Here is a 16,639-nt window from a genome sequence, read left to right as displayed (position 1 = left end):
TAGTGTGCCTGTCAGTGGAAACTAACGGGATCCAGAAGGGATCTGCGGCCATAGTTCGAGGTCGCCCATGAGGGCACCCCAAGGAAGGGAACCGCGATCATGAAACTGACGACCAACACGCAGGTCTCCGTTGACGGCGTGATGCAGGGGAACGGCGGGCGGAACCCGCACCTCGACCCCGGATTCGAGCGCGGCGGATGGGCCAGGCCGTTGTTCGACGAGGAGGCCATGGCCTTCGTCAACGAGTTCTACCAGCGCGCCGATGCGTTCCTGTTCGGCCGGCGGACCTACGAGCTCTTCGCCGGATACTGGGGCGTGAGGGAAGATCTGGAGAACCCCATCGTCGGCGCCTTGAACACAAGGCCCAAGTACGTCGCATCGAACACGCTCACCGACCCGACTTGGGCGGACACGACGGTCCTCTCCGGAGACATCGCGGCTGCCATCCGCGAGCTGAAAGCCAAGCAGGGCGGCGAACTGCAGGTGCACGGCAGCGGCAACCTGGTCCGCTGGCTCCTCGAGAACCAGCTCGTCGACGAGATCACCCTGCTCGTCTGCCCCGTGGTGGTCGGCCAGGGCACGCGGCTATTCCCCGACACCGGTCCGGACACAGCGCTTGAGCTGATCGAATCGCGGTCCTTCCCGAAGGGCATAACGCTTCAGGTCTACCGGCCGGCCGGGCGCGCACAGTATGCAACCGACTGAAGCAGGGCGGGGCGCGCCAGTTCCTCTCGGCCGGGTTGTTGATCCACGGGGGGGGCTTCGTCGAATAAGACAATGCACAGCCTGAACGTGTTCTTCCTGCTGACCTCCGCTTCCCTCGCCCAAGCGGAGTTCATGCCGGACGGGTGTCGTCGAGGCGCAGGGCAGTGGGTTCGCCGGGCCGCCCGTTGAATCTGGCTGAAGGCCAAGCATGTTTCCGAGCTTGATGTCGTGTGCCGGGCCGTCATCGGACCTGTGCACAGGCCGGCGGAAATCGTGGCAAGTGCTGCCCCTGAGCGGTGAGCGAACCAGGCTCTGAAGCGGACTAGGACCCGCCGCCGGCAACCACCCGCCGGTATGTGCTCGGTGTGAAACCGAGGTACTTCTGAAAGTCATTCGTTAGGTGTGCGTGGTCGGCGTACCCCAGCTCGGCAGCTATCGCTGCAGTGCTTCCGCGGCCACAGCCATCTCCCTGTCCCGCAGGCTGGAGGGATCGCCGGTGAACAGCGGCACGGCCGCCGGCCGCAGCTGCCCCACTCCCGGGCTGATTCAGTGCCTGTATTCGACTCGGACACTGTCGTTGTCGGGCAGCACCACCACGGTGCCGTTCCGTGCCGTCCACCCGTTGGGCAGGAAGAACAGGTGGCCGCCGCTGACTTCCAGCAGGCGCAGCCCGTCATAGCGGTAGACCGGCGCCGCGTCAGAGCCAAGCTTGGCTTCCGTAACGGTAGGCGCGCCGATTGCCAGGGGCCGGGGGCTGTACAGTTCCACGCGCGGGAGTGCATCGAGGTTTTGCTCGATGTCCATGGCAGCCCGCCGCCCCACAGCGTCGGCGTGGTCCCCGGCGCCCCAAAGCAGCAGCAGTGTCACCAGCCCGAGCAGCAGCGCGCCCTGGCCCACGCGATGCCCAACGGACAAAACCTCCGGTTTGCCGGGATGCGCAAGCCAGCGCAGCCTCATCGCCCATGCGGCGAGAAGTATGCCGGCGGCGGCCACGTAGGGGGCGTACAGGACGGTCCGGCCGGGCTGAAGCGCCACCACCAGCAGCGCGGCGCCGGCCAAAAGAACGCCGACGGCGGCCACGGCCCCGGCTATGCGCCGAACGGTGGGCCCGGCGCCCGTCTCAATCCGGCGGCGTAGCCACCTGTCTAACGCCATCACGCAGATGCCCACAGCGAAGAGGCAGACCAGGGGCCCGAACAGGTTGCCAACACTGAAGCGGACATAGTCCTGGTCGGTAAAGCTGAACAGGGCCACGTTTAAGCCCAGGTACTTGGCCAGGGCAGCGGCTTGGGACCAGCCAAAAAAGGCCAGTACTGCGCTGATGACGGCGATCGGGGGGCCGATCGACGCGATGACGTCCAGCAGGCGGGATTTGGTGGTGCTCCCGGCGCCCGTTGTCTCCGTCATGACATTCCTCCTGCTGGTTCGTTCCAAGCGGTGTTCAGCGGCGGCCGGTGCGCAAGCTGCGGGTGGGCCCGCTCACGGCCGGCGCTGGTCTGCTGCCCTGGGCCCGGTCCGCAGCACCGGCGGCGCGGTCCATTCGCCGGTCAGCGCATTGTCCTTCGGCCAGTACAGGCGCATGGCCATCATGAACGGCCCACTGGGGGCGGGCAGCCAGTTGGATTCCAGCTCCGAGCCTGGGGAGTCGCTCTGAATTATCAGGGTGAGGCCACCGTCCGGATCCGTTGCGAGCTGCGGCAGCATGGGCGAGTTGATCAGGTACCGGTCCAGCGGATTGGCTACGAGCAGGCTTTGTGGCATGCCGTACATCGTCAGGGACCAGAACGCGTTGACCGGCGGCAGCCCGCCCGGGGCGAAACGCAGGGCGTAGCGGTTGGCGCCGTCCAGCGGCTGGCCGTCGGCGTCAGTGCCGTACATCGGGTACATTGCTTCGGCTTTTGAATTGCCGTAGATGCCCAGCTTCGCGGCGGCCATGCGGTAGAGGTAGTTGTTCTGCAGGTACTCCCGGGTGCCGAACAGCTGTCCTGAGGTGACTTCTCCCGCGTCCACCTGGTTCTTCAGTTCGGCGAAGTCCTGCCAGGCGTCCTGGATGCCCTGCTCAAGTGCTTCCCGGACCTCGGGGGTCACCTTGTCGAGGCCGTTTTTCCGGCCCGGGGCGATGCCGATCCGGGCCAAGCGCGCCCTCAGTTCCACTTCTGACGGGTGTGGCGGACAAAACTGAAGCAGGAAGCTCAATAGGTTGAACACCTCCGGCGAGGTCTTCTCCTCCTCGGGCGTGGGCGGTTTGGGGAAATCGATGGGCGGCGGTGCGGGAGACGGGGGCTGGCCGAGGAAGGAGGAGAGCGGCTGCACGTTAAAACCGGATTGGACCTGCTTGACGTTGTCCAGGTCGTCGGGGCTGAACAGCTGGGTGCGGTAGACAGCGAGAGCGAGTTCGGTCTCCGCCCGGAACACCGCGGTGACGCCCCCTGGGGTCTCGCCCTTCCATCCGGGTCCCGCGATCAGGAAGCTGCCGCCGCCGTTGCCGGTGGCGCGGCTGCCGATGTAGGCGAAGTTGTGTGTGTACAGGTCAATCAGCTGGATGCTGAAATAGCGTTCCTGCTCAATCTTCGGCACGGTGAGCACCAACGGTTCGGCGCGTAAGTCCACACCAATCATCGAATACGGCGTGTCCGAGTTCGGCGTCTGTACCGCTGTGTCCTCCGGTGTGTACACCCGGGGTATGTTTTTGAGCTGGTTCCAAGGTGCCTTGAAGTCCGGGTTCCCGCTGTCGACGAAGTAGGCGTGCATGATGCGGTAGCCGTCCACCATCGGGAAGCCGTAGATATAGGCTTCCTTGGCGATGGCGCGGGCCTCGGCGGGACTGACCTCGGATTGGGCCGACGGAGTTGATGGTTGCGCGCTATTCATGATCTGGACCTCTTTGTGCTAACAGGATGTAGAGTGCCGGTTGCACTGTTTCGGGACCCCGCCCGGGCGTAGTCTGGCATGACTTGCTGCGCCAAGACCTGGCCGCTGGCCGTCGGGGGTACTGATGAATACTGAAATCAGGCTGCAGTTCTTTCAGGCTGCCGCGACAGTCCTGCCGTCCATATTCATCGCCTTTGCCCTCACCAGCCATTTCCTGGATCCGGCCAGCAGAAGGAACCTGAAGATTCAGTTCGTTGGGCTGTCCGGAAGGAGCGGCGTTGTTGCGGTGGCCATCATGGTCACGGGCTTCATCGCGGCTGAGTTGCTGACCCTGATCGTCCTCGCCACAGACACGCCTACGTTCCCGGTATTCGTCGTGGTGATTTTTTATGTCGCTCTGTTTGCCTGGTTTGTCGGAATTCAAGCCCTGAATCCAATGTTCCAGGCTGCAGCCGCGGCGGCCGAGGAAGCCGCTCTGGATGAAAAAGAAAGAGCAGAAGTGACCCGGAGATACCGGCGGTTCGGGAACATGATCATCATAGGTTCGCTGGTCTTCATTGCCGGCGCAGCCGTAATTTTCTACGCGCTGCGAGCAGGCTGACCGCAACCACCGGGAACCGAATGTGTTCCCACCTGTAGGCGCCGGGGAATTCATCGGGGCTCGTCGCCCACGCCGGTATCAGGTTTTTGCCAGGGCCACCGTCCGGTCATTTCAAGCTCCAGGGTGAAACTGAGGAAGGTGCGAATGAGGACGATGACGGCCAGGACACCTACCGATTCGAAGGTCGGGGTCACAGCAACGGTGCGGATGATGTCAGCAGCCACCAGGAGCTCCAGGCCCAGAAGGATCGAACGGCCCAGGCGCTCCCGGTACGTTGCGTAGACGGTCCCTTTCCGGCCCCCCAGCAGGGCCATGGCTGCCAGAAGCGTCGCCACGAGGGCTCCAATGACTATTGCCAGGACCCCGGCCGCGTCGACCGCCCGGCCAAAGCCATCCATGATCGATTCAGGGTTCATCGAGTTCCTTCCCTCCTTCTGAATCACCGCCCGGCATAGCCGGGGGCAGTCCTCACTCCTGCCGGTCAGGAATCGGCACGGGAGCGGTGCGCTTCTGCATCCACTTCACGTAGGGAATGCACACGATCGCGCCGATGAGCAAATACAGGATGATGACCGCCCCGAACTGCAGCAACGGGAAGTTCGCCGTGGCGATGGCCAGGGCGATCCCCGGATGACGGAGCGCGCTGGCCATGGCCAGGACCCGTGAATCGCCCGGAGCCGGGCCGGCCATGATGTGCCCGAAGGCCAGCCCCAGCACCGTAAAGACCGCAAAGGCGGCGACAGTGCCGACGGTGAGAACCTCCCCGAGCTGCGGGAACACCGCGACGAGCAGGACGGCGACCGCGGCGAGCAGCACCACGTTCGCCGCTAGTGCGAGCGGCTTTTCCACCCGGACCGCGAGCCGGGGCAGGAACGCCCGCACGAGCATCCCCGCGACCAGGGGGAGCACCACGGATATCAGAACCTGGGCGGCGACCGTCGTGAAGCTGACGTTGAACGGCTGACCCGTAAGGCCCCCGAGGAACGCCACCAAGGCCGGAACGAGCACGATCGACAGGACAGAGACGGCTGCCGTGAGCCCGAGTCCGTACGAGTCCCGCCCGGCGGAGTCTTTGCCCAGCAGGGTGGGCGGGACCGGTGAGAGCGATAGCGCAATCAGCGCCACCAGCGCGACCTGCGGCGGCGAGATGACCAGGGCCAGGGCCAAAGCCATGAAGGGCATCACGATGAACATCGACACCAGCGAGATCACCAGGACCCGCGGACGGCGGACGACGAACAGGACATCCCCGACCGTGGCCCGCAGACCGAAACCGAAAACGGTCATCATGATGCTCGCCTGGAAGGCAAGCACCAATATCCGTGAGGGGTCCATGCTAGCCCACAGTGCGAACGTGGCTGGCGGCCATGATTTGGCTCCTGCCCGGTTTCGTGGCGAGTGTCCGACGACCGCGGCCGTCAGGTATGGAACCGGCGCCGTCCACAACCAACTGACCGGTGCCGATGACCGGACGGCCGTACCCGGTCCTCCGGATGTCGCTGAATAAGCGCGAGTGTAGACCGTGATCAGATTCATGGCTACATCCCGCGGCTACAGGCCAGAAGTTGGGAACCGATGGATACATTTTCCCCCTACCGTCACAAGCATCCTCGTGCTACCTTGACCCCACAATCTGTCGCTGGGGGCGGAGACGCCACAGGGCTTCCGCTGTGGGAGGCTCGGAGCGGAGCAGATAATGACCGAAAAGTTTCCATGCTTCGGATTCTTCTACCAAGACATGCATGAGCCGTTGGCCGTCCGCGGCAACAATTTGAATGACCCCGGGAACAGCCCCTGGATGCCCCGGGGGTTGTCCGCGCACGCCGCGGGAATGGTCTTAACTGTGCTGGCCGCAGCGGCCATAGTTGCCTTGGTGATGCCCGCGCCCGCGCCCCAGCAAAGCAGGTAGCAGCGCATGAACCCTGCCGAAGGCCTCAGACCCGCCGCCGCAAATGCACCGGCCGCCTCCAACCGCGGGGCGAGTTCAGAACCGGCAGCGAACACAGCACTGCGACCACTCGCAGCAGACATGCTTTGGGTGCCCGGCGGCACCTTCCTGATGGGCTCCAATAGTCATTATCCCGAGGAGGCCCCTGCCCACCACGTAACGGTCAGCGGGTTCTGGATGGACAGGACCACAGTCACCAACCGGCAGTTCGCCGGGTTCGTCGCCGAAACCGGACACGTCACCCTGGCCGAACAGGCGCCGGACCCGGCCGACTATCCCCACGCAAAACCAGAGCTCCTGGTACCCGCCTCGTCCGTGTTCCGCCAACCGGCCCAGCGGGTAGACTTGGATGACCCGTACAACTGGTGGACCTACGTACCGGCAGCCAACTGGCGACAGCCACAAGGGCCAGGCAGCTCACTGAACGGGCGGCAGGAGCACCCCGTAGTCCACGTCGCCTGGCCCGACGTCGAGGCCTACGCAGACTGGGCGGGAAAGTCGCTGCCCACCGAGGCCGAATGGGAGTTTGCCGCCCGCGGGGGCCTGGACGGCGCTGCCTATGCCTGGGGCGACGAGTTCACCCCCTCCGGCCGCTGGATGGCCAACACCTGGCAGGGGGAGTTCCCCATCCAGAACACCGAACAAGACGGGTACGCAGGTACCGCACCGGTCGGCTCCTTCCCGGCCAACGGCTACGGCCTGGCGGACATGATCGGCAACGTCTGGGAATGGACCTCCGACTGGTACCAGGCACACGCCGAAACCGCCCATGCCTGCTGCGCCGTGAAAGATCCGCGCGGCGGGGAACAGAACCGCAGCAACGATCCGAACGACCCGGCTCGGATAGCCCGCAAGGTGATGAAGGGCGGTTCGCACCTGTGTGCGCCGAACTACTGCCAGCGCTATAGGCCGGCGGCACGGATGCCCCAGGCTATCGACACCGCTACCTCTCACCTGGGTTTCCGCTGCATCATCCGCACTTGAAAGTCCCTCACCGGCGAAGCCGCCTGAAAGGAATATCAATCATGCACAAGATTCTGGTCCGGTTACCCCGAGCCCGCCGACCATGCGGCCTTTCATGACTGTGGCCTTCCATGACGATTACGTAAGCAAGGGCCGGCCTCTGGCCGCAAGCTGCCATGCGTGCAAGCAGCCGATACTCCTTTGAAGTTTCCGGGAGGTCCGGTCCCAGCAAGGTGCCCGCTGGGTTGAATTCAATTTAGGAAGCCAAAGACATGAATAATCAACAGCCGACGTCCGTCTCACTCCCCGCGCCGGACCGCGGATACCGGGGATTCCTGCCCTACGATGCCAGGGATCCGGACTCGAAATTCGAGGCGATTCAACCGACCCAGCCGCCGCGCGGAGCGCCGAATGTGCTCATCGTCCTGCTCGACGACGTGGGTTTCGGCGCCTCCAGTGCCTTCGGGGGTCCCTGCGCGACTCCGACGGCCGAGCGGCTCGCCGCCAGCGGCTTGAAGTACACCCGCTTCCACACGACGGCACTATGTGCACCCACCCGGGCGGCACTGCTGTCGGGAAGGAACCATCACACCGTCGGGATGGGAACCGTCACCGAAGCTGCGACCGCTGCGCCCGGCTACACCTCCTCGCGGCCCAACACCACGGTGCCGGTGGCCGAAATTCTCAGGCTTGCGGGCTACTCGACCGCGCAGTTCGGCAAGTGCCACGAGGTCCCCGCCTGGGAGACGAGCCCGGTTGGCCCCTTCGACCGGTGGCCCACCCGCTCGGGGTTCGACTACTTCTACGGCTTCATCGGCGGCGAGACAAACCAGTGGTACCCGGCCGTCATCGAAGGGACGACCCCGGTAGAGGTAGCCAGGCCCGAGGACGGGTATCACTTCATGGCCGACATGACCGACAAAGCCATCATCTGGAGCCGCCAGCAAAAGTCGCTGGCTCCCGACCGGCCGTTCTTCATGTATTTCGCACCCGGGGCAACACACGCCCCGCACCACGTGCCGGCGGACTGGATTGCCAAGCAGAAGGGACGCTTCGACCAGGGCTGGGACGCGGTCCGGGACGAAACGTTCGCGCGCCAGAAGGAGCTCGGGGTGATTCCCGAGGAGGCTGTCCTCACCGAACGGCCTGCTGAAATCCCGGCATGGGACGATATGCCGGCGGAGCTCAAGCCGGTCCTGGCACGTCAGATGGAGGTTTATGCGGCTTTCCTTGAATTCGCCGACCACCATGTGGGGCGCCTGATCGATTCCCTGGAAGCGGACGGCCTCTTGGATGACACCCTTGTCTACTACATCATCGGGGACAACGGCGCCTCCGCGGAGGGCTCGCTCAACGGCACCTTCAATGAGATGACCTACTTCAACAAGGCCAGCGCACTGGAGACGCCTGAATTCCTGATCGAACATCTCGATAAGTTCGGCGGCCCCGAGTCCTACAACCACTACGCCGTCGGGTGGGCGCACGCCATGGACACGCCCTACCAGTGGACGAAGCAGATCGCCTCGCACTTCGGCGGGACACGCAATGGCACGATCATCCATTGGCCCAGCGGCATAGAGGCCCGCGGCGGGATCCGCCACCAGTTCCACCATGTGATCGACATCGCCTCCAGTGTCCTGGAGGTTGTGGGGCTGCCAGAGCCGGACACCATCAACGGCATCACCCAGAAGCCCTTCGAGGGCAATTCGATGCGTTACTCCTTCGACGACGCAACGGCTCCTGACACCCATACCACCCAGTATTTCGAGATGATGGGCAACCGCGGGATCTACCACAATGGCTGGACCGCCGTGACCCACCACAGCACCCCGTGGAAAGCGGACCAACCCGTCCCCTTCGATGACGACGTGTGGGAGCTCTACGACACCACGACCGACTGGGCCCAGGCCCGCAACCTCGCGGCCGAACAGCCCGACCGCCTCCACGAACTCCAGCGGCTCTGGCTGATCGAAGCGGTCCGCCACAACGTGCTGCCGCTCGATGACCGCACCGTGGAACGGGTGAACCCGGACATTGCCGGAAGGCCGGAACTCATCAAGGGCACCACCCAGCGGTTCTTCCGCGGCATGACGGGCCTGAACGAACACACGACCATCAACACCAAGAACAAGTCCCACACCGTAACAGCTGCCATTTCCGTCCCTGAATCCGGTGCGCGCGGCGTCATCTTCGCCCAAGGCGGGTTAGGCGGTGGATGGGCGCTGTCCGCGGACGACGGGAAGCTAACCTACACCTACAATTTCCTGGGACTGAACACCACGCACATTACCGCTCAGGAATCACTGACCCCAGGGGCCCACCAAGTGCGGGCGGAATTCGCCTACGACGGCGGCGGACTGGGCAAGGGCGCGGAAATCACCCTTTTTGAGGACGGCAACCAGCTTGCCACGGGACACATCGAAGCCACCCACCCGATACTTTTCTCGGCCGACGAAACAGCCGAGGTGGGCTTCGATGCCGGATCCCAGGTGTCGGACCGGTATTCGGACAGCGGAAGCAGCTTCACCGGGGACATCGAGTGGGTACAGATCGACCTGGGCGGTGACAGCCAGGACCACCTCATCACCCCCGAGGACCGAATGCGGGTGGCCATGGCGAAACAATGAGGCCCCGCGTCAACCACTGTGCCCAACACCCTTAGCGCCGGGCGCTAAGGGTGTTGGGCCCTGCCGAAGCCGTTCGAATACAAAGAGCGCGGATGCACGGATCAACCTCGAAGAATGAGCGTGCGGCTGCTTCCAGGACCCTTGCGAGCAGAGGGGCCTGCTTCAGCTCTTCATATGCACCCGGATAGTGCGCAAAATTCGGCGTTGTAATCCTCTGATGACCGGGCCGCCCAACCAAATCAACGGGACAGCCCAGGGGTGTGCTCCAAGGGCCAGCGTCCAGGTGAGGCGGGAGCCGGAGGGCGTAGGCTCGATGACCCAGTCCTCCGCCACATTTCGGAGGCCGGGAAGAGACGCCTCCAGGCCACTGAACGAAAATCGTTGCCCCTCGACCCAGCGGAAAAACCGCTCGCGGACAGTAAGCACTACCGCCAGCGTGACCTTGCGTTCTGTCCCTACGCCCAACGGCGGCGGACCCCAGCGGAGGCCGGTCCACACCGGTACCCAGTGGACCAAATCGTAGCCGGTGATCACCTCCCAGATCCGCTCGGCAGGGGCCGTGGTCTCAACGGACTCCCGGTAGCGAAAGGGCGCGGACTTCAGGAAAGCGTCACCGCACTCGGCGAGCGGAAACCAATGCCTAGAGACGAGTGCCATTGTTCCCTCCTCCGGGCGCGCCGTCTGGCAACAACGGACAGCAGTACTGTGATTCAGCCGGCAGCCACGGGCTACCCGGCGCAAAAGCCACGCAACGGGGCCCAAACCTGATGGTACTGGTCGGGGGGACCTTGGACCAGAGCGGTCATATTGGCTCCGTCAAAAGATGGCCCGGTGGGCCTTCTGCGTGAAGAAGTGCAGACTCTTGCGAGGTTTGCAGGGGAAAGTTGCGTCACCCGTGCGGGAGCTGTGGCAACTGGACGCCCGGTCAAGCGGGCAGGGATTCATCCACTAAGTCCAGCTAAGGAGTGCGGCGGGGCGTGCATTACTCATGCACGCCCTGCCCGGTTGTGTAGTGAGGACGCTGAGGACGACCCCGGGACTATCAGGATGATGACGGTTGGGATGAGACCGGCACCGTGGCGATAAAAGGGATCACGACGTTGACGATGATGAACCAGGATGCTGCCACGACGATGGCCAGGACCACCGCGATCACAATCCAGAAGAACACGAGCGATACTCCCCGCGAGGGTGGATTTGGGTTTTCAGTCATGACTTTCCCGTCTCGATGTAGTCTTGCCGGACTCTTAGGATTTCCAGCCCCTGCCCGTTCATGGTGCTGCGCAGGTCCGGCAAAACTCTGAGATCCAGTTGTTCAGTCGTTGAGCTTCGGCCGGTGTCCAAAGGTGGTCCTGTTTTCCTGCAGGGCAGTCTTCGCGGCCGCCCGCACTCAGGGTGTGATGCACTCCCACTCATACGATTGCGGCACTTTCGTGCCGCAATCGTCCTTCCCTGTCCGGCGCCAGGACTACGGGTGGGCTGGGTTACCAGATGCGGATGTAGGCGGTGGGGCTGGTGTCCTGGTCATAAGTCCAGGGAGACCCGTGCTTGGAAGCGTCCTTGAAGCGGATCTTGACCGTTTGATACACCTTCACGGCCCTGTCGCTGTGGTCAGCCCACACCTTCTCACGGCTCGAGAGGTAGGTGGTGCCACGGACCCACACCGAGCCGTCGGCATTGCCGACCTGCTTGTACCACTTGCCCTGTTGCTGGAACATCGTCTGGTTGAAGTACACCTTCGTGTAGATGTCGCAGTGGATCTTGAACGAGAAATCGACCTTCACGAACTTCCGGTCGTGCTTCGTCTTGTCCGCATCCGGCTTCTGCGCCGTGACGGTGCAGGTGTCGTGCTTCGAATAATCCGCAGCCTGTGCCGGTGCGGCCAAGGCGGCGGGGCCCGCGAGCAGCCCGAGTGAAACAGTGGAAACCAGCCCGGCCTTGGCCGCCGGCGACTGGGGGAACCGTGCCGGTTGGATCATAGTCATTTGTTGCTCCCGCACTAATCCTTGGGACAGCACTGGCGATCACGTGACGCGTGGAGACCTATCAACCACTTCTGTCCGCGTTTTTGATCAGCCATCCGCAGACTGCGGGTGGCTGGACCGGGCCGCTTCGAGGGCAACTGTCCCGGCGCCCCGGTACTCCAGAATCTACGCCGTGATGCTGGGCGTGAGCTTGGAATTCACACCCAGATCCCGGTGTCTGGGTTCCCCAAAGCCATCATCCCCGGCCCGTCCCACGCCACTATGAACATCTGCACCAGGCCTTGGATCCGGGATCGGCGGGTATGTATGGGGGTGTGGTTCGGCGAAAAGCCGCACCGAAATTTGGCTTACACAAGGTGCCCCACCGCCGCGGCACCAGGACGGCGCTGCCAGACGGACCAGTACTCCAGGACAGTCTCAGGAGACCAAAGCCGTCACCGTCGGGCCAAGGTTTTCCCACGCTGACCTCCATAGCGTGGAGCTGACACCAACGGTCCGGACTCCATGGGGAGGAGACAGAGATGGAACGTCCCGGCCCATCGCGCCTTTCCGCACGGTCCCGGTCACAGCGCAAGGCCACGTCCCTGGCCGGAACCGGGCATCTCCCCGACGGCGAAGTGTTTCCCGTCCAGGGGACGAGAGCTGTTCTGACCGCGCTACCGGCAGGGCGCGCGGATGAGAGCAGCAAGAATCCTCGTCATTGCCTGCCTTTTCGTTTGGCAAACTACCCCGGCAGGTGCCGCCAACGCAGCGAGTGCCCCACCTCCACACCACATCATGCTCGGCTGCGACATCTCCTGGCCACAGTGTGGCAGCAATCTTCCTGAGCCCCTCGGATTCGCCATCATCGGGGTGAACGGAGGCAGACCGAACACCACGAACCCCTGCCTTGCCATGGATGTGGAAACCCGGAACAGCTGGTCACCCAACCGCACAGCCAACGCCGCCGACCTGGGAGGGCATGACCGCATATCTGCACAGCATCGGCGCGGAAGTAGGCATTTATTCCACTACCTATCAGTTCGGCGAAATAGCCGGCACTTTTGGGGCCGGCGGGACCGTTGCCCTGACGCAATTCACTCATCGAGACTATCGCTTGCCGCTCTCTTGCTGAGTTGACCCATGAGTTGTCGGTTCCCTTCCCTGGCGGCGCCTAGCTCTTCCTCCTGAAGTGGTCAGTTTTCGCCTACTCCCGGAGTAGTCGGCACCGCCACTCACGCGAGCGCCCCTTGACAAGAGTTCTGAGTCTGATCAATATTGAGTGTACTCACTTATATTCCGGTAGCGAGAGGGACGCCTTCCGCAATGATCAGGATTTCGTCGTTGCCGGACCCGACTTCCCCAAGACCGGCCAGTCCGGCACCCATTGATCGCCACGCAGAAAGAGCACCGGCCATGAGAGCGTTCATCATCACCAAATACAAGGAGTCGCTGCAGGAGACCGAGGTCCCCGAGCCCGACGCCGGAGAGCAGGACGTGCTCGTCCAGGTGCAGGCCGCGGGACTCAACCAGCTCGACGAGAAGATCCGCACGGGCGAGTTCAAACAGATCCTGCCCTACAAATTCCCGCTGACCCTCGGCAACGACCTCGCCGGCACTGTCATCCGGGTCGGCCCCAAGGTTCGCGGCTTCAAGCCCGGCGATGAAGTGTACGCCCGGCCCGACAAGGCCCGTATCGGCACATTCACCGAGCGCATCGCAGTCGCCGAAGCCGACCTGGCCCTCAAACCGGCGACGATCAGCATGGAGGAGGCGGCCTCGCTGCCGCTGGTGGCGTTGACCGCGTGGCAGGCGCTCGTGGAGCGCGGGAATGTCAGGCCGGGCCAGAAGGTCCTCATCCACGCCGGCGCAGGCGGGGTCGGGTCAATCGCGATCCAGCTTGCCAAGCACCTCGGAGCGACCGTGGCGACCACGGCCAGCGCCGCCAACGCGGGATTCGTGCGCGGACTCGGCGCGGACGCCGTCATCGACTACCGCACCCAGAACTTCGAGCAGCTCCTCGAAGGCTATGACCTGGTGCTCGACAGCCTCGGCGGGACGAACCTCGAGAAGTCCCTCCGTATACTGCGCCCGGGCGGAAAGGTCATCGGAATCGCCGGCCCGCCGGACCCGGACTTCGCCCGGGAGATCGGCCTCAACCCCGTGCTGCGTCTCGCGATAACCGGCCTCAGCGCCAGCATCCGCCGCCAGGCCCGGAAGCTCGGCGTGAGCTACGAATTCCTGTTCATGCGCGCCAGCGGTGACCAGCTCACCCGGATCGCGGGCCTGGTCGACGACGGGGTGCTCCGTCCCGTAGTCGGACGTGTCTTCCCGTTCAGCCAGACACCCCAGGCACTGCACGCCCTCGAAAGGGGCGGTATCCGCGGCAAGGCCGTCATCAGCAACAGCCAGCCTGCCGCCCCAAGGACCACCATCACCGACTTCGCCATCACCCACAGACCAGGAGAACCATCATGAGCACCACCAGCAACGACCCGGCCATCACGTCCTACGCAAAGGCACCGGCCCGAACCATCGATGCCGACGGGATCAGCTACGCCTACCGCGAGTTGGGGCCCAGGGGCGGGGTCCCGGTCGTTTTCTTCGTGCACCTTGCCGCAAACTTGGACAACTGGGATCCCCGCGTCATCGACGCCATCGCGAAGGAGCACCACGTCATCACGTTCGACAACCGTGGCGTCGGCGCCTCCACCGGCACCGTCCCCGACAACATCGAGGCGATGGCCGATGACGCCTACACGTTCATCAAGGCACTCGGCCTGAACACGGTCGACGTCTTCTCGTTCTCGCTGGGGGGGATGATCGCCCAGTCCCTCGTGCTCAAGCGCCCCGAGCTTGTCCGCAAGCTCATCCTCACCGGGACCGGCCCGAAGGGCGGGAAGGACATGGACAAGGTGGCCCGGACCACCTACTACGACATTCTCCGTGCCACCCTGACCCGGTCGGATCCAAAAGAGTTCCTGTTTTTCAACCGCAACGCCACCGGCAAGCGGGCCGCAAAGGCATTCGTGAAGCGTCTCGAGGAGCGCACGGTGGACCGTGATGCGCCGATCACGGTGAAGGCGTTCCAGACTCAGCTGAACGCCATCAAGAAATGGGGACGAGGGGCACCCGCTGACCTCTCAGCGATCACCCAACCCACTCTGATCGCCAACGGCGACAACGACCGGATGGTGCCCTCCATCCTCTCCGGGGACCTGCACCGGCGCATCAACGGGTCCGAGCTGACCATCTACCCCGACTCCGGTCACGGCGGGATCTTCCAGTTCCACGACCAGTTCGCTCCCCGCGCCGTCGAGTTCCTCGCCCGCTGACCGCGCACCAGCCCGAGAGGCACCTCGGTCCGCGCCAGGTGAGAATGAACGAAGGCAAGTCCGAGCCACACCGTAGTGACTACAATCATCACTGGATCACAGCCAGAGAACTAGTTCCGGAGGACTCCTGCCATGCCCCTCGCCGCACAACCGCTCGGCCGGCGCGAGCGGAACAAGCAGCAGAAGCTCGACCGCATCACGGCTGCCGCCCGCGAGCTGTTCGCCGAGCACGGAGTCGATGAAGTCACCACGCAGCAGATCGCCGACAAAGCCGATATCGGCACGGGTACCTTGTTCCTTTACGCCAAGACCAAGGGCGAGCTCCTCCTGCTCGTGCAGAACTCCAGCTACGCCGACGCGCTGGAGCGAGGCAGAACAGCCGCAGAGAGCACGCCGGACATACTCGAAGCGGTGATGGCGATCATCCGCCCCGTAGTGGAGTGCAACCGAGTCCAGACAGACAACGGGCGCACCTACCTTCGCGAGATGGTCTTCGGCGACCCCGACGAGCCCCACCACCGCGACGCCCTCGCCCTCACCGGGCAGACCGAGGCCGCAATCAGCGCAATGCTGCGACGAGACCAGCGCATCAGCCCCGGCGATGCCGCGACGCTGGCACGAATCGTCTCTGCAATCATGTTCCTCGCTATGGCGGCCCCCATCCATGTCGCCAGCACGGTCAACGACATCGTCCAGGACATCAGAAATCAGGTCCGAATCCTGCTGCCGCGCTGACACCACCCACAGGTAACCCTCGTGGGCGGGCTAGGACCCATCGCCGGCAACCACCCGCCGGTACGTACTCGGTGTGAAACCGAGGTACTTCTGAAAGTCATTCGTCAGGTGTGCGTGGTCCGCGTACCCCAGCTCGGCAGCTATCGCTGCCAAATCCGCCGAAGGATCTTCCCGCGTCCGCTCGGCAGCGTCCTGAAGACGCCGACGGCGGATCAGCGCGGCAGGGCTGAGGCCGATGTACTTCCTGGCCACACGCTGCAGGGTCCGCCGCGAAACCGCCAACAAAGACGCCGCGTCCTCCACCCGGACCACGGAGGCGTCCGAACCCATGACGTCCATCAGCCGGTTGGCCAGCAGCGCCTCCTCGGACACCGCTGGCCCCGCAAAGCTGGCCAGCCACCCCGCAAAGGCCTCCACTGCCCGCTCACGGCGAGTACCGCCGTCGTGCGTGTTCATGACCTCCGAGACAGAAAGGTTCAGTCCGTCCGCGGCCACAGCCATCTCCCTGTCCCGCAGGCTGGAGGGATCACCGGTGAACAGCGGCACGGCCGCCGGCCGGAGCAGCGCACCAACCGCCCAGCCCCGTCCGGCCAGGTCCTGGTGGGCGGCCCGGGTAGTGGGGCCGGAGAAAACCACGCCACCAGGCTGCACCACGAGGTTGGAGCCCGGATACGCGATCAGGTGCTGGCGCGAGGTGCGGCCGGGCTCGATGTCCCACTCGGGAATCCAGAACCACTGGACCAGGTCCGCCACGGAGGCCGGCGCCGGAAGGCGGTGAAAACTGGGAAGCCGGGCCGGGTACAGGATCCCCTTGAACGAACTCTCCATAGGTCCCCTCAGACTGTCGCGAATCTCCAAGCGCCGCCGCTGACCGGGCACGTAGCGTCATA

General features: G+C 64.1%; 15 protein-coding genes. 7 read left to right on the top strand and 8 right to left on the bottom strand.

Going from position 1 to position 16,639, the window contains the following annotated elements; all coding sequences use genetic code 11:
* Positions 1-99: 99 nt before the first annotated feature.
* Positions 100-705, top strand: coding sequence for a dihydrofolate reductase family protein (locus AC1DFE_RS16395; protein WP_476906936.1), 606 nt, complete (start codon positions 100-102; stop codon positions 703-705).
* A gap of 546 nt (positions 706-1,251) precedes the next feature.
* Here the strand turns inward: AC1DFE_RS16395 and AC1DFE_RS16390 are convergent.
* The gene (locus AC1DFE_RS16390; RefSeq protein ID WP_476906935.1) at positions 1,252-2,112 is read right to left on the bottom strand and encodes a hypothetical protein; all 861 of its coding nucleotides are present in this window, start codon (positions 2,110-2,112) and stop codon (positions 1,252-1,254) included.
* 72 nt (positions 2,113-2,184) lie between these two features.
* Entirely contained in the window at positions 2,185-3,576 is a 1,392-nt protein-coding gene (locus tag AC1DFE_RS16385) for a DUF1254 domain-containing protein (protein ID WP_476906934.1), read from the bottom strand.
* Positions 3,577-3,700: 124 nt separating this feature from the next.
* Here AC1DFE_RS16385 and AC1DFE_RS16380 point away from each other — a divergent pair, with 124 nt between their 5' ends.
* Positions 3,701-4,177 (top strand): hypothetical protein, encoded by a 477-nt coding sequence (locus tag AC1DFE_RS16380; RefSeq protein ID WP_476906933.1) that lies wholly within the window; start codon positions 3,701-3,703, stop codon positions 4,175-4,177.
* 50 nt (positions 4,178-4,227) lie between these two features.
* Here the strand turns inward: AC1DFE_RS16380 and AC1DFE_RS16375 are convergent, their stop codons facing one another.
* Positions 4,228-4,593: a DUF1622 domain-containing protein gene (locus AC1DFE_RS16375; RefSeq protein WP_476906932.1), complete on the bottom strand. Its 366-nt coding sequence runs from the start codon at positions 4,591-4,593 to the stop codon at positions 4,228-4,230.
* 52 nt (positions 4,594-4,645) lie between these two features.
* Positions 4,646-5,467 (bottom strand): bile acid:sodium symporter family protein, encoded by an 822-nt coding sequence (locus AC1DFE_RS16370; RefSeq protein ID WP_476906931.1) that lies wholly within the window; start codon positions 5,465-5,467, stop codon positions 4,646-4,648.
* 625 nt (positions 5,468-6,092) lie between these two features.
* Between AC1DFE_RS16370 and AC1DFE_RS16365 the strand changes: the two genes are divergently transcribed.
* Both AC1DFE_RS16365 and AC1DFE_RS16360 read left to right on the top strand, forming a co-directional pair.
* A complete protein-coding gene (locus AC1DFE_RS16365; protein ID WP_476906930.1) occupies positions 6,093-7,109 on the top strand; it encodes a formylglycine-generating enzyme family protein in 1,017 nt (338 codons plus the stop codon).
* Positions 7,110-7,360: 251 nt separating this feature from the next.
* Positions 7,361-9,715, top strand: a complete 2,355-nt coding sequence (locus AC1DFE_RS16360) for an arylsulfatase (protein ID WP_476906929.1) — start codon at positions 7,361-7,363, stop codon at positions 9,713-9,715.
* A 162-nt stretch (positions 9,716-9,877) separates the two neighbouring features.
* On the opposite strand, the gene AC1DFE_RS16355 is transcribed toward AC1DFE_RS16360, so the two are convergent.
* The 3 genes from AC1DFE_RS16355 to AC1DFE_RS16345 all read right to left on the bottom strand — a co-directional run bounded on the left by AC1DFE_RS16355 (position 9,878) and on the right by AC1DFE_RS16345 (position 11,700).
* Positions 9,878-10,372: an SRPBCC family protein gene (locus AC1DFE_RS16355; RefSeq protein WP_476906928.1), complete on the bottom strand. Its 495-nt coding sequence runs from the start codon at positions 10,370-10,372 to the stop codon at positions 9,878-9,880.
* Positions 10,373-10,757: 385 nt separating this feature from the next.
* Positions 10,758-10,928 (bottom strand): hypothetical protein, encoded by a 171-nt coding sequence (locus tag AC1DFE_RS16350; RefSeq protein WP_476906927.1) that lies wholly within the window; start codon positions 10,926-10,928, stop codon positions 10,758-10,760.
* Between the two features lie 271 nt (positions 10,929-11,199).
* Positions 11,200-11,700, bottom strand: coding sequence for a hypothetical protein (locus tag AC1DFE_RS16345; RefSeq protein WP_476906926.1), 501 nt, complete (start codon positions 11,698-11,700; stop codon positions 11,200-11,202).
* Between the two features lie 1,395 nt (positions 11,701-13,095).
* Between AC1DFE_RS16345 and AC1DFE_RS16340 the strand changes: the two genes are divergently transcribed.
* From AC1DFE_RS16340 to AC1DFE_RS16330, 3 genes are all read left to right on the top strand, one after another.
* Positions 13,096-14,157 carry an NADP-dependent oxidoreductase gene (locus AC1DFE_RS16340; RefSeq protein WP_476906925.1) on the top strand — a complete coding sequence of 354 codons (1,062 nt, stop codon included), beginning with the start codon at positions 13,096-13,098 and terminating at the stop codon, positions 14,155-14,157.
* Entirely contained in the window at positions 14,154-15,014 is an 861-nt protein-coding gene (locus tag AC1DFE_RS16335) for an alpha/beta fold hydrolase (protein ID WP_476906924.1), read from the top strand. Before AC1DFE_RS16340 ends, AC1DFE_RS16335 begins: the two co-directional genes overlap by 4 nt.
* Positions 15,015-15,146: 132 nt before the next feature.
* Complete coding sequence (locus AC1DFE_RS16330) at positions 15,147-15,749, top strand: TetR/AcrR family transcriptional regulator (protein ID WP_476906923.1); 603 nt, start codon at positions 15,147-15,149, stop codon at positions 15,747-15,749.
* A gap of 30 nt (positions 15,750-15,779) precedes the next feature.
* Here AC1DFE_RS16330 and AC1DFE_RS16325 read toward each other — a convergent pair whose 3' ends face one another.
* Positions 15,780-16,577, bottom strand: a complete 798-nt coding sequence (locus AC1DFE_RS16325) for a helix-turn-helix domain-containing protein (protein WP_476906922.1) — start codon at positions 16,575-16,577, stop codon at positions 15,780-15,782.
* Between the last annotated feature and the right edge of the window lie 62 nt (positions 16,578-16,639).

This window comes from Arthrobacter sp. 05T423 (genome assembly GCF_056396245.1).
The sequence above is the reverse complement of the archived record's forward strand: the minus strand, read 5'-3'. Positions and strand labels throughout refer to the sequence as shown.

Coding starts and splice junctions, on each gene's coding strand:
- AC1DFE_RS16355 (WP_476906928.1), bottom strand. CDS start 10,372: ATGGCACTCGTCTCTAGGCATTGGTTTCCGCTCGCCGAGTGCGGTGAC.
- AC1DFE_RS16340 (WP_476906925.1), top strand. CDS start 13,096: ATGAGAGCGTTCATCATCACCAAATACAAGGAGTCGCTGCAGGAGACC.
- AC1DFE_RS16370 (WP_476906931.1), bottom strand. CDS start 5,467: ATGATGACCGTTTTCGGTTTCGGTCTGCGGGCCACGGTCGGGGATGTC.
- AC1DFE_RS16375 (WP_476906932.1), bottom strand. CDS start 4,593: ATGAACCCTGAATCGATCATGGATGGCTTTGGCCGGGCGGTCGACGCG.
- AC1DFE_RS16365 (WP_476906930.1), top strand. CDS start 6,093: ATGAACCCTGCCGAAGGCCTCAGACCCGCCGCCGCAAATGCACCGGCC.
- AC1DFE_RS16330 (WP_476906923.1), top strand. CDS start 15,147: ATGCCCCTCGCCGCACAACCGCTCGGCCGGCGCGAGCGGAACAAGCAG.
- AC1DFE_RS16360 (WP_476906929.1), top strand. CDS start 7,361: ATGAATAATCAACAGCCGACGTCCGTCTCACTCCCCGCGCCGGACCGC.
- AC1DFE_RS16380 (WP_476906933.1), top strand. CDS start 3,701: ATGAATACTGAAATCAGGCTGCAGTTCTTTCAGGCTGCCGCGACAGTC.
- AC1DFE_RS16325 (WP_476906922.1), bottom strand. CDS start 16,577: ATGGAGAGTTCGTTCAAGGGGATCCTGTACCCGGCCCGGCTTCCCAGT.
- AC1DFE_RS16390 (WP_476906935.1), bottom strand. CDS start 2,112: ATGACGGAGACAACGGGCGCCGGGAGCACCACCAAATCCCGCCTGCTG.
- AC1DFE_RS16345 (WP_476906926.1), bottom strand. CDS start 11,700: ATGACTATGATCCAACCGGCACGGTTCCCCCAGTCGCCGGCGGCCAAG.
- AC1DFE_RS16335 (WP_476906924.1), top strand. CDS start 14,154: ATGAGCACCACCAGCAACGACCCGGCCATCACGTCCTACGCAAAGGCA.
- AC1DFE_RS16350 (WP_476906927.1), bottom strand. CDS start 10,928: ATGACTGAAAACCCAAATCCACCCTCGCGGGGAGTATCGCTCGTGTTC.
- AC1DFE_RS16385 (WP_476906934.1), bottom strand. CDS start 3,576: ATGAATAGCGCGCAACCATCAACTCCGTCGGCCCAATCCGAGGTCAGT.
- AC1DFE_RS16395 (WP_476906936.1), top strand. CDS start 100: ATGAAACTGACGACCAACACGCAGGTCTCCGTTGACGGCGTGATGCAG.